Raw genomic sequence first — 14589 nt, 5'->3', positions numbered from 1 at the left:
CAAGCTTTAAAGCTTGATCTCGTCGTCCAGTTTATTGAAAAACCGGTATTCGAGGAATTGATACGAATAGGATGGGATGATTTTAATCCATTTCCTGTACTTAAAGAACCATTTCATTTGGATGGAAAAGAGACCTTTTGTAAGATAAGCAGCGATGTAAGGGTGCATACGCAGACTGAGGTACTTTTCATTTTGCTCCTGGACCAGGTAGCGGAGGTTGTTTTCAATTTCGTCGACCAGGATGATACTGGGCTTAATTTTGCCTGTTCCTTCACAGGTAGGGCATTTTTCGAGGATCTCCACATTGGTTTCCGAGCGTACTCTTTGGCGGGTGATCTGCACCAGGCCGAATTTGCTTGGCGGAAGGATGTTGTGCTTGGCGCGGTCCTTGCTCATCTCTTCCTTCATCTTTTCGTAGAGCTTGCGGCGGTTGGCCGATTGCATCATGTCGATGAAGTCGACCACGATGATCCCGCCCATATCGCGCAGCCTGAGCTGGCGGGCGATTTCTGCGGCGGCTTCCAGGTTTACATCCAGGGCATTTTCTTCCTGGCTGTTTTCGCTGTTCATGCGGTGGCCGCTGTTGACATCGATGACGTGCAGGGCTTCGGTGTGCTCAATGATCAGATAGGAGCCGCTTTTGATGGAAACGATCTTTCCAAAGGAACTTTTAATCTGTTTTTCAACGCCGAAATGTTCGAAAATGGGGAGCTTGCCCTTATACAACTTGAGGATGTCAAGTTTTCCGGGGGCAATGGTTTTGATATAGTCCCTGAGTTCTTCGAACATCGTAGGGTCGTTCACGTGGATGTTGTTGAACGATTCGTTGAGGAGGTCGCGCAGCATGGCAGAGGAACGGTTGAGTTCGCCCAGGATAATGCGCGGGGGTTTTGCGGCGGCGAGTTTTTCAGCGATGCTGTACCACCTGGACACCAGGTTGTTGAGGTCGGCATCGAGGTCGGCCACCATCTTGCCTTCGGCATTGGTACGGATAATGACTCCGAAATTCTTTGGTTTGATGCTCAGCACCAGCCTCTTCAGGCGGCTCTTCTCTTCATTGCTCTGGATCTTCTGCGACACGGAAATGCGGTCGGAGAAGGGTACCAGCACGAGGTAGCGGCCAGCCAGCGAAATTTCGCTGGTGATGCGAGGCCCTTTGGTTGAAATGGGTTCTTTGGCAATCTGAACAAGCACCGGCTGGTTGCTGGTCAAAACACTGGTGATCTTCCCGGTTTTCTCGATCTCTTTCTCGAGAATGAAGTTTTCCATGGGAAGCACCCGGGTTTTCCCGGCCATGGCCAGTTTGGTGTATTTGTTCAAAGAGTTGACCTGGCTGCCCAGGTCGAGGTAATGTAAAAACGCATCCTTTTCGTATCCCACATCTACAAAGGCGGCATTGAGCCCGGAAATGATCTTCTTGACCTTGCCCAGGTAAATGTCGCCCACCGAAAAGTTGTTATTCTTGCTCTCTTTGTGTAATTCCACCAGGAGTTTCTCCTCCTGAAGGGCCATAACAACATCCGATGCGTTGGAATCAATAATTAAATCTCTGTTCACTTTAGGGATACTTTATTTGGTTAAATCATTCGCCCTTGATGGGGGAATGGAGGAAGGGAGACAAGCACGCTAAAACTGGTGCTTTTAAATAAAATTACATAATACCCGCTGGGAGGTATTATGTAATTTCATTAAACAGGTAAAAAGAAATGCAACCAACAAATGCAAGCGTATTATTTCTTCTTGTGCCTGTTTTTTCTCAGGCGCTTCTTACGCTTGTGGGTTGACATCTTATGTCTTTTTCTCTTTTTTCCGCTAGGCATATCAAATCTCCTTGTTTAAAAATTTGCCCGTCCGGAATTTCCGGAGGGAAAGGGTGTTTTTTGGTTATTTTACAGCCACTACCGATTCTTTAACTTCGCTGACGAATTCCTTCGCAGGCTTGAAAGCCGGGATGTTATGGGCAGGAATAATAATGGTGGTATTCTTGGAAATGTTACGACCGGTTTTTTCTGCTCTTTCTTTGATGATAAAGCTACCAAAGCCTCTTAAATAAACATTTTCTCCTTTTACGAGTGAATTTTTCACTGTGGCCATGAAAGCCTCGACGGTTGCTTGAACCGCAACTTTTTCAATACCGGTTTTATTTGCAATCTCGGTAACAATTTCAGCTTTTGTCATTGTTATTACTTTTTGGTTATTAGAATTTTACGAAGTTTTTGAATTAATCGGGTTGCAAAGATAAGTTTTTTCTCATTATCAGAAAACAATTTATTTATTTTTACCTTCATCAAAATGGTGATTTTTAACAAATAACAAACAAAAAGGAGCTTTTTTTATGTCTTTCTCCACCCGCCTGCTTGAATGGTATGCTGAAAAGGGGCGAAGTTTGCCCTGGCGAGAGACGCACGACCCCTATGTGGTTTGGGTGACGGAGATCATTTTACAGCAAACGCGTATAGATCAGGGAATAGACTATTATTTTCGTTTCCTGGAGGCTTTTCCGGATGTTTCGAGACTGGCGGCAGCTCCGGAGGATGAGGTGCTTCGCCTGTGGCAGGGCCTGGGCTATTATTCGCGGGCGCGGAATTTGCACCGGGCGGCGCGTGAAATAGTGGAGAAAGGTGGAGGGCAGCTGCCCGGCAGTTATGCCGAATGGCTGAAGGTACCGGGCGTTGGGCCCTACACGGCTGCAGCCATAGCCTCCATAGCCTTTGGGGAAGCGGTTCCGGCCCTCGATGGCAATGTCTACCGGGTGCTGGCCAGGGTGTTTGGCATTGCCGAATCGACCGAGAAGGGTGCCGGGAAAAAGGTCTTTAGGGAGGTCGCTTCCGGCTTGATCGACCGGGAGGATCCGGGTGCCTTTAACCAGGCTATGATGGATTTCGGGGCCATGGTTTGCAAACCCGCCGCCCCGCTATGCCCGGATTGCATCTTCAACCGGGAGTGCCTGGCATTGCAGCAGGATGCCGTTGATCAGTATCCGGTGAAGAAAGCCCCCAAAGCCATTCGCAACAGGTATTTCAATTATTTCTTTTTCTTTTTCGAAGACCAGGAAGGTCAGCAGCAGTTTTTGGTCAGGCAAAGAGACGGAAAGGATATCTGGAAGAACCTGTATGAATTGCCCCTGATAGAGACCGCGGAAGAGGCAGGCCCTGAAAAGGTATTTGAAATGCCCCAATGGAAAAACTGGTTTCCGGATAAAAAAGAGTTGACCTGGACCGGCCAGCCCTTGTCCTTTCGCCATGTGCTGACCCACCAGGTGATCCATGCGAAATTTTATGCCGTCCGGCTCCCCCCCGAAAAAGCCCTTACCTTAGCGGAAGAATTTTTTCTGGTGGACGAAAAGGCCTTTGAACGGCTGCCAAAATCGCGGCTTACCTTGTTATTCCTTCAAAGAAACATGAAGAAATGAATATATATATAAATTAAAAAGCATATATCTAATCTTTTTTTTTATATTATTCGTGGAGAAGATTTGGATTGTATCAAAAAACTTTTTAATTTGACGGGCACTAACTGTTTAAATTCTAATCAAATTGAATCATAAACTTAAAAAACATTGCAATGGCAGGAGTAAATAAGGTGATTTTATTGGGAAATCTGGGGAAAGACCCTGTAGTTCGCTCCATTGAAGGTGGAAACAAAGTAGCTAATTTTTCTTTGGCTACCAATCGTTTTTTTAAAGGTCAGGATGGAAATCCTGTTGAAGAAACCGAATGGCATAATATTGTACTGTGGGGTCGGCTGGCAGAAATTGCAGAAAAATATCTTAATAAGGGAAGCAAGGTATATATTGAAGGCCGGATTCGAACAAGGCAATATGATGATAAGGAAGGCAATAAACGTTACATTACAGAGATCGTTGGGGAAACGATGAACATGCTTGGATCGCGTCCAGATGGTTCAGATAATGGTCCCAGACATGATAATGAGCCGACTTCCACGGGTGAAGTCCCCACTGTTGATGACGATCTGCCGTTTTAATCAATGTGTTTTTCAGGGATCCTGAGGTGATCCTGCCCTCAGGTGGGATCATTTCCTTTTTTGGTGCTTGGGGAGAATATCTTTTGAGCTGAAAGATAAGCCTTGACCAGTTTTTGAAAGTCTTCGTGGTCGTGGTTCTGGAAGCGCACCCTGATGGGAATGAAATATACCGGCAATCCCTGGAGTTCTTTCATAAGCCCGGCTTCTTGAAGCCGCATGGCATCCTTTTCGGTGACCACAATGGCCTTTGACTTGCTGAAGGTATCCTTGAATGTTTTTCGGAGATTTTGCAGGTCGCGGGGGGAGAACTGGTAATGGTCGGGAAAGCGTTTTACGATGAGTTCCTGGCAATCCCGCTTCAGGTGTTCTTCCAGCGCTGAGGTATTGGCAATGCCCGAATACAGGAAGATGGTTTTGTAGGATTTGCAGGGATTCGGGGTTTCAGGCACTAAAGGCTGCCAGGACTCGTAATGGATGGTAGAGAAGAAAACGTTTTCGAGTTTATATTTTTCCAGTTTTCTCAGGAAGTAGTTTCGGTCGAGAGGAGAAAAGACGATTGGTGTTTTCGAAACGATCAGGGCGTGGGCTCTTTTGATGCCTTTTTTGGGCTCACGCAAATTGCCGCAGGGCAACAGGAAGTTGTGGAAGAAGGGTTTGTAATACTCGGTCAGCACCAGGTTCAGGCCAGGTTTCACAAAACGGTGCTGGAAGCCGTCGTCGAGGATGATAAGGTTAACGTCGGGGTACTGCTCCAGGATCTTTTTGATGCCTTTTCGGCGCCGCTCGTGGACAGCCACCACGATGTCGGGAAACTTCCGGCAGATCTGCAGGGGCTCATCTCCTACCTGGGAAGCTTTATGATCAGGCTGGGCGATCAAAAATCCCCTGGTTTTTCTTTTGTACCCCCGGCTCAGCACGGCGACGCGGAAATCGTGCCTAAGGAATTCTACCAGGTATTCCACATGGGGCGTTTTTCCTGTTCCGCCGGTGCTGATGTTGCCAAAGCTGATCAATGGAACATCATAACTCACAGAGCGGATCACTCCCAAATCAAAAAGTTTATTGCGGATCCATGCAATGAATCCGTAAGCCAGGCAGAAAGGAAGCAATAACAGCCGGAATGGTGACATGCTCAAAGGTATCGATTTGTTGGCGGGGCTGCAAACATAACCACCTTGTTTTTAATAATATACGCAGATGATTCAATAAGGTTACAACTCTTTTTCCTTATCCAGGCAGGGTGGTTTGAAGTAAACATTTACCGAAAGATCGAAGATTTTATGTTCCCGGTTTTTGTCCTTTCCTGGTACGCCTGAATTCCGGATACTATTTTTACCTTTGAAATAAAAATAAAAGACTGGTTATGAAACTAAGGGAATTATTGAATGTTTTTGAGCGTTTTGCACCGGGTTCTCTCCAGGAATCTTACGATAACAGTGGATTACAATTGGGTTCGCCAGAACAGGAGGTCCATAAGGGTCTGATATGCCTGGATGTGACGCCAGCGGTGGTTGAGGAAGCGGTGGCAGAGGGCTGCGATCTGGTCCTGTCACATCATCCTTTGTTATTCAAGGGACTGAAAAAGATTACCGGGGGGCATTTCACAGAGCGGGTTATCATAGAAGCCATCAAGCATGATATTGCCATCGTTTCCATGCATACCAACCTCGATAACATTGACCGGGGTGTGAATTTCATGCTGGGAAAAAAGCTTGGGCTGCAAAACCTCAAAATATTGCAACCCCAAAAGGGACTGTTGAGGAAGCTGGTTACTTTTTGTCCTCATTCGCACGCTGAGAAAGTAAGGAGCGCCATTTTTAAGGCAGGGGCCGGCCATATTGGCGATTATGATTGCTGCAGCTATGCCGTGGATGGCCATGGTACCTTTCGGGCAGGAAAGGATGCCAAGCCTTTTGTCGGGAAACAGGATGAGCTGCATGTGGAGCCGGAAGTCAGGATAGAAACCATACTACCTGCTTACCTTGAAAGCAGTGTGGTTGCAGCCCTGTTAGCGAGCCACCCCTATGAAGAAGTGGCTTATGACATATATCCCCTGGAGAATGTTTTTGAACGCACGGGTTCGGGTATGATTGGCGAGTTGGAAATCCCCCTTTCGGAAAATGACTTTCTGGAAAAGCTCAAGCGGGAATTGAAGGTTCCCTGCCTGCGGCATACTGCCTTTAACGGGAAAGCCATCAAAAAGGTTGCTTTTTGCGGGGGAGCCGGCAGTTTCCTGATGGAGCGAGCCCGGCAAGCGGGTGCCGATGCTTTTGTTACCGGCGATATGAAATATCACGATTTTTTTGAAGCCAGCGACCGCTTGTTGCTGGTCGATGCCGGCCATTATGAAACCGAGCAATTCACCAAAGATTTATTGTATGACATTGTTAATAAAAATTTTAGTAAATTTGCACTCCTTATTTCCGGGGTAAATACCAACCCCGTTCAATATTTTTAAAAAATCGTTTTCACCAAAACAGACCCCATTAATCCATGGCTAAAAGTTCAAAATCCGAAGAGGAAGTTCCCAGGCAAATAAACCCAAGTACCGGTACCGAAAGATCGGACGTTATTATTCCCGAGTCGGGCAATGAAGAAAGCGTTGAACTGACGGTTACGAAGAAGCTCACCGCCTTGTTTACCCTTCAAGCCATTGACACACAGATTGACAAGATTCGCGCTATTCGGGGCGAATTACCCCTTGAGGTTGAAGACCTTGAGGATGAAATTGAAGGCCTTGAGACGCGTATCGAAAAGTTCAGGCAAGAGCTCAGGGAGCTGGAAGCTGAAATTACCGGCAAAAAGGCTGCCATCAGCGAAAGTCAGGAGTTGATCAAGAAATACGAAGGTCAGCAGATGAATGTGCGTAACAACCGTGAGTATGATTCTCTTTCAAAGGAAATCGAGTTTCAGACGCTGGAAGTACAGCTTTCGGAAAAGAAGATCCGCGAGTATACCGCTGCCATGGAACTGAAGTCCGAAACCGTAAAACAGGTTGAGGAAGAACTTGAAGAGCGTCGCAAAGATCTGGAGGCCAAGAAGAACGAACTGGATGATATTGTTGCAGAGACCAAAAAGGAAGAAGAATTGCTGCTGGAAAGTTCAGAAAAGCAAAAAACAGCCATTGAAAGTCGCCTGATGACAGCCTATCAGCGTATCCGCGAGAATGCACGAAACGGGCTTGCTGTTGTTCCCGTAGAGCGTGATGCCTGCGGTGGATGCTTCAATAAGATTCCCCCCCAGCGCCAGCTCGATATCCGTTTGCACAAAAAGATCATTGTTTGTGAATATTGCGGACGCATCCTGGTGGATAGCGATATTGTAAGTTCGGTAGAACTGGATTTTTAATCATATAGCATTTTTTTATAAGAGGCCATCTCAATACGCTGAGATGGCCTCTTTTTTTATTATCCTCCTGCATGTGTGCCAACCCATCCAGCTTCAGCCCACAACCTCAGCACTAAAGAACCCTGTCTTGATTTGTTAGTCAAAAGGCCTGTTTCAGCCTTGTTTCACTCTTTAAGATCAGACGTAGATGAGACGTATTTTAAACGTAGTTCAGACGTGTAAAAACGGTTAAACTACGTCTGAACTACGTGTTAACTACGTCTGAACTCCGACTTTAAGATGATCCTGAAGGGGTTTAGCAGTCTTTCTTCTCGACAGCAGGTGTCGGTGAAAAGGACAATAGCATTCAAAGGCTGGAAGAAGGCTTTGAAAGAGCCTGCAAGGATGCCAAAATTAGTCTCTCATAAGGTGGTGGGTTCCCTGAAAAAAAACAGGCCATCTGCTGATTAGGTGACGGCCTGTTTTTAATTTGAAAACCGGTTTTCTCTAAAACCTGAATCCAAAGGTGAGCATAAACCTGCTCATGGTGTATTTGTTTTCTACAGGGTTTACAAACTGTGCGCTGTAAAGGTAATAGTCCTCAGAGAAGAAGGTAAGAGCATAGCCAAAGTCAAGGAAGAAACTTCGGTCGCGGAAACCAAGTCCTGCTGATGCCACGGATTGTTGACCATCGTTGACACCACTTTGGTAAGGACTGGAATAAAAGGCATAACCACCACGGAGCACCAGGGGATCGAGTCTTACCTCTCCACCAATGCGAATGTTATGTTGGGTGGTATAGTTTTCCTGGATCACCCGGTTTTCGTCGGCAAACAGGTAATCATCGCTGCGCAGGCGCATTTTCGAATAGTCTACATATTCATAATCAATACTGATAAGGCCGGCAGTTCCGAAAACGAGGCCAAGGCTTCCAATGGCTTTCATTGGGGTATTGAGCTCGTAGGCAAACCAGGCGTCGGGTGAACGCGAATAGTCTGTGTAATCTGTAAGGTTAAGGGAAGACTCCATACTGGCATAGTATTCGTCTTCCAGTTTGAAGAAGGTGGGGGTATGAACGGCTATACCCAGGCGTACCATATCCGTAGGCCTGAGAATGGCGCCCACCTTGAGGTTGAACCCGGTTCCTGAAGTGCTGAACTTGTTGGTATAGGTGAGGGAGTTAAAAGCTTCGCTTAAGTTTTCGGTATCGGTTTCCTGAAAGATGGCATTTTCCTCATACCTGACAGAAGGTAAGCCAACGGTAGCTCCCAGGAAGAGAAAGTCATTGTAGTTGGCGCCAATAGAGAAAATAAATTCCCTGATTGAACCAGAAGAATTGGTTTCCTGGCGCTGCAATACATTGCCGTCGGGCATGTCCACGCCGTATTGTCCGTTATCCTCAAAGAGCAGCCAGGTGTCCCAGGCAAGGCCCGTAGAAAAGTCATCCAGGTTGGAGAGACTGCCTTCCTGGTTGGCTTGGTTCATGAAGTCGGTCATCAGCGAGCTTTGGGTATTGAAACCCTCGGCGGTCCATCGTTGGTTGTAGTTGTTGTGGCGGTTGATGCCAAACCCGAAGTTTATGGCTTTCCAGCCCGGTTGTTCCACGGGGGAACTTAAGGGAAGCGAAAAAACCACGCCAAGGTTATTGAGGTTGAAATTGTATTTCATGTCGTCACTGATGGTTCCATAATATGACGACTCGACGAGGCTGTAATCGAGGGTTGGGGTAAAGGTAATTTCCGAACTCCTGAAGATTCCCAGTCCGGCAGGGTTGGTGCTCAGGCTTGAGAAATCTCCCCCCAGGGCTCCAAAAGCGCCTCCCATACTGGTGAAGCGAGCTGTTCCTCCGGGCTTCATGAAGGAATACCTGAAGGCATCATTTTCATTCTGTGAGAATGCCTGTGCAGAAAATATCAGGAGGGTAGTCAGGGCAAAGACGATCCTTTTCATGGTATCAGCATTTTAGTGAAACAAGGTTGTAAAACCTCCCGGCTCAGCCGGTATGGCAATCTTGCCGGGAGGGTATGTCATTTAAGGAGAAATTAAAAAATACGCAATGATCAGCGTCGGCTACCGCTGCTGCTTCTGCTGGGTGAAGAGTTGCTTCCCGAACTTCTGGAAGGTGAGCTGCTGCTTCCTCCTGAGCTTCTGGAAGGAGAAACGGAAGGTGAGCTGCTTCTGCTTGGGGAAGACGATACGCCACTGCTCCGGGAAGGCGAGCGCTGTGGGGCGGGTGCCGTTCTTGAGGGAGCTGATCGCTGTGCCGGGGGCGAATAGGAAGGCTGGCCCCTTTGTTGCCTGGAAGGCTGAACCCTGGGCTGCTGCGGTGCTGGCTGGCTTTGGGGCCTTGTTTGCGGGCGAACCTGCTGCGGAGCAGGCCTTACGGGCCGCCTTTGATCCTGGGCGGGATTTACCGCTGATGGTGTGCTGCCTGATTGCGGACGAGTATACTCCTGATTGGTCTTAGGCTGCTGATAGCTGGGAGAAGTATAGGTGCGCGGCCTGTTGAAATTCGGGTCGTTTTCCTGAGGCTGATTTCCTGCCGGCGCCTGTTGCGGTCTCTGATAGCGCTCAGTCTGGATGCTTTGATTTTCAGGGCGTTTGGGGTCTTGATTACCAGGATTCGTCTTTTGAGGCTGTGTTGGCCTGGCTGGCTGTGTGGTCGTCGGACGCGATTGCGGCTGAGTCTGAGGCCTTACAGCAGGAGTCCGTTCCGGTTGCTGGGGTTGCGCCGGACGGGTCTGCTGGGGCTGTTGCTGACGGCCTGTTTCAACCGGCTGGACAGGTACCCGTTCCCTTTGGGGACTGGTCTGTGCAGGACGGGTAATGGGCTCAGCAGCTTCACGCGAATCCCTTACAGGCTGAATGGCAGCCGGCTGGGTTTCAGTTCCACTTTGACCGGGAGTGCCTGCAGGGCGGGCCGTTTCACCAGATACTGCACCACCTCGCGAACGCACATCGGGCGCCATTTCATTATTACGGTTGCGGGTCACATCACGGGTGTTCTCGTACATTTCAGCAAGGGTGGATGGGCGGCCTTCTCCACGGCCTGTGCCATCGGCAACGGCACCTCCGCTGGCACCGCGGTGACCATAATAATAGTTGCTGCGGTCGTAGCTGTTGTAATAGTAATTGTAGTTGTAGGGATTACCCCAGTAACCGTTGTAATAGCCTGCATAATATCCGGCATTGTATCCCGACCAGTAACTATATCCCCATGGGCTGTAAAAGCCGGGGTAGTACCCCCAGGAGTTCCATCCATACATACTATAGGGATTGCTCCAATAATAAAACGGTGAATTCCAGGAATACCAGTAGAAACTTGGGCTGTACATCATGTATCCGGGATAGTAGAACCCCAGGGAACCATAACCCAGGTAAATGCTTACCCCGTAATAGAATGGATCATAGTTATACCAATACATGTTGGTATAATAGGGGTCGTAATATGCCCAGGTAGAATATCCGGGACTATGGAACCGGCGGATACGTGCTGCATAGGAATAATCGTAATAGTCACCGTAGTAATAGTTGTTTACATAGGTGGTTCCGTCCTGTTCATAATAGGTCTCGGTGGCTGAGGGTTGGGTATTGTAATCATAATACTCATCCTCGTAATAGGATTCTTCAGCCTGTTGTTCATACACCTGTCCCTGACCTTGCTCATCATAATAAGTTTGCTGGTCATTCGTGGGAGCCTGGGAAACATCCACGGGGGTAGCCTGTTGATGAACCACTGTGGTCTCGGGATCCCTGGGGACGTAATAAATGTCATCATAAATAGTGGAAGCGTGGTAGGTCGAAGAACAACCTGCCAGGGCGACCGAAATGACGATCAGAAGTTTAAAAATAGGTTTCATAATGAATTCCTCCTTGCTTGTGGTTATTGACAAAGTTAACAAGTTAAGTCAATGTTCGTGGTTTTTTCTTAAATTTGCCGCGTTTATCACCTGAATATTAGTACAAATACTATACCAAAAACATCAATGGCTAAAGATTTTTCAACCCGCGAAGAAAATTATTCCAAATGGTACAACGATATTGTCCAACGTGCCGGCCTGGCTGAGAATTCTGCCGTCAGGGGATGCATGGTGATCAAGCCTTACGGCTATGCCATCTGGGAAAAGATGCAGGCTGCATTGGACAAGATGTTTAAAGATACAGGACATTCAAACGCTTACTTCCCAATTTTCATACCAAAGTCGTTTTTCAGCAAGGAAGCTGACCACGTTGAAGGTTTTGCCAAGGAATGTGCTGTGGTTACCCACTATCGTTTAAAGCAAGACCCGAATGGCAAAGGGGTGATCGTAGATGAAGACGCCAAACTGGAGGAAGAGTTGATTATCCGTCCAACTTCCGAGACCATTATTTGGGACACTTACCGGAACTGGGTTCAGTCCTACCGCGACTTGCCCATCTTGCTGAATCAGTGGGCAAACGTGGTACGCTGGGAGATGCGCACCCGAATGTTTCTTCGCACGGCTGAATTTTTGTGGCAGGAAGGGCATACTGCCCACGCTACCCGGCAGGAAGCCATTGAGGAAACCGAACGCATGCTGGATGTCTATGCCCATTTTGCAGAGCATTTTATGGCCATCCCCGTATTGAAAGGAACCAAATCGGTGAATGAGCGCTTTGCCGGAGCTGTTGATACCTATTGCATTGAAGCCCTGATGCAGGATGGAAAAGCCTTGCAGGCAGGAACATCGCATTTTCTGGGGCAGAACTTTGCCAAGGCTTTTGATGTCAAGTTTGCCAGTCAGGAGGGTACCCTTGAATATGTATGGGCCACCTCATGGGGTGTTTCCACCCGTCTTGTAGGCGCATTGATCATGGCTCACTCGGACGACCACGGCTTGGTATTGCCTCCCAAACTGGCACCCATCCAGGTGGTGATCGTGCCCATATATAAAAATGCTGAACAACAAGATCTTGTGATTGAAAAGGCGCGGCAAATCAAAGAGCAATTGCAGGGAGCAGGGATCTCGGTTAAATTGGATGACCGTGATTCCTATAAGCCGGGCTGGAAATTCAATGAGTATGAATTTCAGGGGGTCCCGGTGCGTATTGCCATTGGACCCCGCGATGTAGAAAATGGTACCGTTGAACTTGCCAGGCGCGACACCCTGGAAAAGGAAGTTTTTCAGACTGAAGGGATTTCACAGAAGATCGAACAATTACTGGCTGAAATCCAGGACAACCTTTACCAGAAAGCGCTTGCATTCCGTGATCGAAGCACCTATAAAGCCGACACCTGGGAAGAGTTTATTGATATTCTCGACAATAAGGGTGGGTTTATCCTGGCTCACTGGGATGGAACTGCCGAAACAGAACAAAAAATAAAGGAGGAAACCAAGGCAACAATCCGCCTTATTCCGCTGAATAACACCCCTGAAGAAGGGAAGTGCATTTATTCCGGCAAACCTTCAACACAACGGGTGGTTTTTGCCAGGGCTTATTAAACCTAATCAAAATTAGGAGTTTTGGCATTTCATTTGATCGGAGAAAATGGATATATTTGAAAAGAAAAAATTTCCTATGAAAATTTTCTTCCTCCTTTTTTCCCTCTTTTGGGTATTGAACGGCTGGGCGCAGCCAGTTGTCGAGCCTGAAGAAAACTCTCAACAACTGCAACTTGACATTCGCCAGGATGCCAGGATTGACCAATTGTTGGAGGCCTATAAGGAAGTGGTGTCGCGCGAGCGTGGCTTCACTGGCTACCGGGTTCAGATCTATGCTGATGCAGGCAACCAGTCAAAACTCAGGACCCAAAGGCGGAAAGCGGAATTTGACACAAAATACCCGGGAGTGGAATCGTATATCATTTACGATGCACCTGATTTTAAACTAAGGGTGGGAAATTTCAGGACACGCCTGGACGCACGCCGGTTTCTTGAAAAAATAGCCAGGGATTACGAATCTGCCTACATTGTTGTTGACCGGATCGAATACCCTGGCTTTGAATAGTCCTTATTGAATCCTTTATAGGCGCCTTTTATTAATTGCGGTCGATGGAGTTCAGGTCTTCAAAGGCTGTCTTCAGACGATCGCGCATGCTTTCTTCCCCTTTGCGTAACCAGGCCCTGGGGTCATAATATTTCTTATTAGGCTTGTCATCCCCTTCCGGGTTACCGATTTGGTCTTGAAGATAACCTTCGTTTTTCTTGTAGTAATTCTTAACCCCTGCCCAATAGGCCCACTGGGTATCGGTATCAATATTCATTTTTACCACGCCATAACCAATAGCTTCCCTTATTTCTTCGCGCGAAGAGCCGCTTCCGCCATGAAAAACGAAACTTACCGGCTGGTCACCTGTTTGATAATGCTTTTGGATGTGATCCTGTGAGTTCTTCAGAATGACGGGTTCAAGTTTTACGTTGCCAGGCTTGTATACCCCATGGACATTACCAAAAGAAGCGGCGATGGTAAACTGATCAGAAACCTCCATCAGGGCCTCATACATCTTGGCGACCTCTTCAGGTTGCGTATAAAGCCTGGAGCTTTCAATTCCGGTATTATCTACCCCGTCTTCTTCTCCTCCGGTTACCCCCAACTCAACTTCCAGGGTCATTCCCATCTTTTTCATCCTTTCAAGGTAACGCTTGCTGATCTCAATGTTCTCTTCAAGGCTTTCTTCCGAGAGGTCAAGCATATGTGAACTGAAAAGGGGCTTACCAAAAGCCTTGAAGTTTTGCTCGCTGGCGTCAAGCAGGCCATCAATCCATGGAAGCAGTTTTTTGGCGGCATGGTCGGTATGCAGGATAACTCTTACACCGTATTCTTTGGCCATGAGTTCAATGTGCCTGGCGCCTGAAATAGCCCCGGCTATGGCAGCCTTCTGGTTGTCGTTGGGAAGGGTTTTCCCGGCAAAGAAATGAGCTCCGCCATTGGAAAACTGAATAATGACCGGAGAGTTGATATCCCTTGCTGCTTCAAGGACTGCATTCACCGAGTTGGTCCCAATAACGTTTACCGCAGGAAGGGCAAATTTGTGTTCCTTGGCTATGCGGAAGATTTCCTGCACGTCACGGCCGGTTACAACACCCGGCTCAATATGGTTCATTAATTTTGCTGACATCTTTCTAAGGTGTTTTTATGATTAGAGTTTTTTTTAATTCTTTATCAAATTTAGCAAATAAATGGGTAACTGCTAAATGCCTGCCTGTGGGATTTGCTTTTAGACCGGATAAAAAGATTTTTTTGAAACAATCAAAGTTAAAGCTATTTTTGAGGTCAAATTTTTTCCGGGCTCTTTTACCCGGGCCAGGAAGACTGTTC

Annotated in this window: 12 protein-coding genes; 6 read left to right on the top strand and 6 right to left on the bottom strand. The window is 47.4% G+C overall.

From position 1 onward, the window contains the following. Positions 1–6 precede the first annotated feature (6 nt). Together V2I46_01400 and V2I46_01395 are read right to left on the bottom strand one after the other, a co-directional pair. Complete coding sequence (locus tag V2I46_01400) at positions 7–1557, bottom strand: Rne/Rng family ribonuclease (protein MEE4176143.1); 1551 nt, start codon at positions 1555–1557, stop codon at positions 7–9. Positions 1558–1884: 327 nt separating this feature from the next. Then, the gene (locus V2I46_01395; GenBank protein ID MEE4176142.1) at positions 1885–2178 is read right to left on the bottom strand and encodes an HU family DNA-binding protein; all 294 of its coding nucleotides are present in this window, start codon (positions 2176–2178) and stop codon (positions 1885–1887) included. 157 nt (positions 2179–2335) lie between these two features. On the opposite strand from V2I46_01395, the gene mutY reads away from it, so the two are divergent. Both mutY and V2I46_01385 read left to right on the top strand, forming a co-directional pair. After that, entirely contained in the window at positions 2336–3412 is a 1077-nt protein-coding gene (gene mutY / locus V2I46_01390) for an A/G-specific adenine glycosylase (protein ID MEE4176141.1), read from the top strand. A gap of 152 nt (positions 3413–3564) precedes the next feature. Next, positions 3565–3984 carry a single-stranded DNA-binding protein gene (locus V2I46_01385; GenBank protein MEE4176140.1) on the top strand — a complete coding sequence of 140 codons (420 nt, stop codon included), beginning with the start codon at positions 3565–3567 and terminating at the stop codon, positions 3982–3984. A 38-nt stretch (positions 3985–4022) separates the two neighbouring features. On the opposite strand, the gene lpxK is transcribed toward V2I46_01385, so the two are convergent. Beyond that, entirely contained in the window at positions 4023–5114 is a 1092-nt protein-coding gene (gene lpxK / locus V2I46_01380) for a tetraacyldisaccharide 4'-kinase (protein MEE4176139.1), read from the bottom strand. A 233-nt stretch (positions 5115–5347) separates the two neighbouring features. Between lpxK and V2I46_01375 the strand changes: the two genes are divergently transcribed. Both V2I46_01375 and V2I46_01370 read left to right on the top strand, forming a co-directional pair. Then, complete coding sequence (locus V2I46_01375) at positions 5348–6442, top strand: Nif3-like dinuclear metal center hexameric protein (protein ID MEE4176138.1); 1095 nt, start codon at positions 5348–5350, stop codon at positions 6440–6442. Positions 6443–6477: 35 nt separating this feature from the next. Beyond that, positions 6478–7332: a C4-type zinc ribbon domain-containing protein gene (locus tag V2I46_01370; protein MEE4176137.1), complete on the top strand. Its 855-nt coding sequence runs from the start codon at positions 6478–6480 to the stop codon at positions 7330–7332. A gap of 486 nt (positions 7333–7818) precedes the next feature. Here V2I46_01370 and V2I46_01365 read toward each other — a convergent pair whose 3' ends face one another. Both V2I46_01365 and V2I46_01360 read right to left on the bottom strand, forming a co-directional pair. Further along, on the bottom strand, positions 7819–9261 hold the full coding sequence (locus tag V2I46_01365) for a hypothetical protein (protein MEE4176136.1): 1443 nt from the start codon (positions 9259–9261) through the stop codon (positions 7819–7821). A gap of 110 nt (positions 9262–9371) precedes the next feature. Then, positions 9372–11171: a hypothetical protein gene (locus V2I46_01360; GenBank protein MEE4176135.1), complete on the bottom strand. Its 1800-nt coding sequence runs from the start codon at positions 11169–11171 to the stop codon at positions 9372–9374. 126 nt (positions 11172–11297) lie between these two features. Here V2I46_01360 and proS point away from each other — a divergent pair, with 126 nt between their 5' ends. Further along, a complete protein-coding gene (gene proS, locus V2I46_01355) occupies positions 11298–12773 on the top strand; it encodes a proline--tRNA ligase (protein MEE4176134.1) in 1476 nt (491 codons plus the stop codon). Positions 12774–12849: 76 nt separating this feature from the next. Continuing rightward, entirely contained in the window at positions 12850–13278 is a 429-nt protein-coding gene (locus V2I46_01350; protein MEE4176133.1) for an SPOR domain-containing protein, read from the top strand. Between the two features lie 31 nt (positions 13279–13309). On the opposite strand, the gene fbaA is transcribed toward V2I46_01350, so the two are convergent. Further along, positions 13310–14389 carry a class II fructose-bisphosphate aldolase gene (fbaA, locus tag V2I46_01345; protein MEE4176132.1) on the bottom strand — a complete coding sequence of 360 codons (1080 nt, stop codon included), beginning with the start codon at positions 14387–14389 and terminating at the stop codon, positions 13310–13312. Positions 14390–14589 lie beyond the last annotated feature (200 nt).

Origin of the sequence: Bacteroides sp. (assembly GCA_036351255.1) — a bacterium.
GTDB lineage: Bacteria > Bacteroidota > Bacteroidia > Bacteroidales > UBA7960 > UBA7960.
The sequence above is the reverse complement of the archived record's forward strand: the minus strand, read 5'-3'. Positions and strand labels throughout refer to the sequence as shown.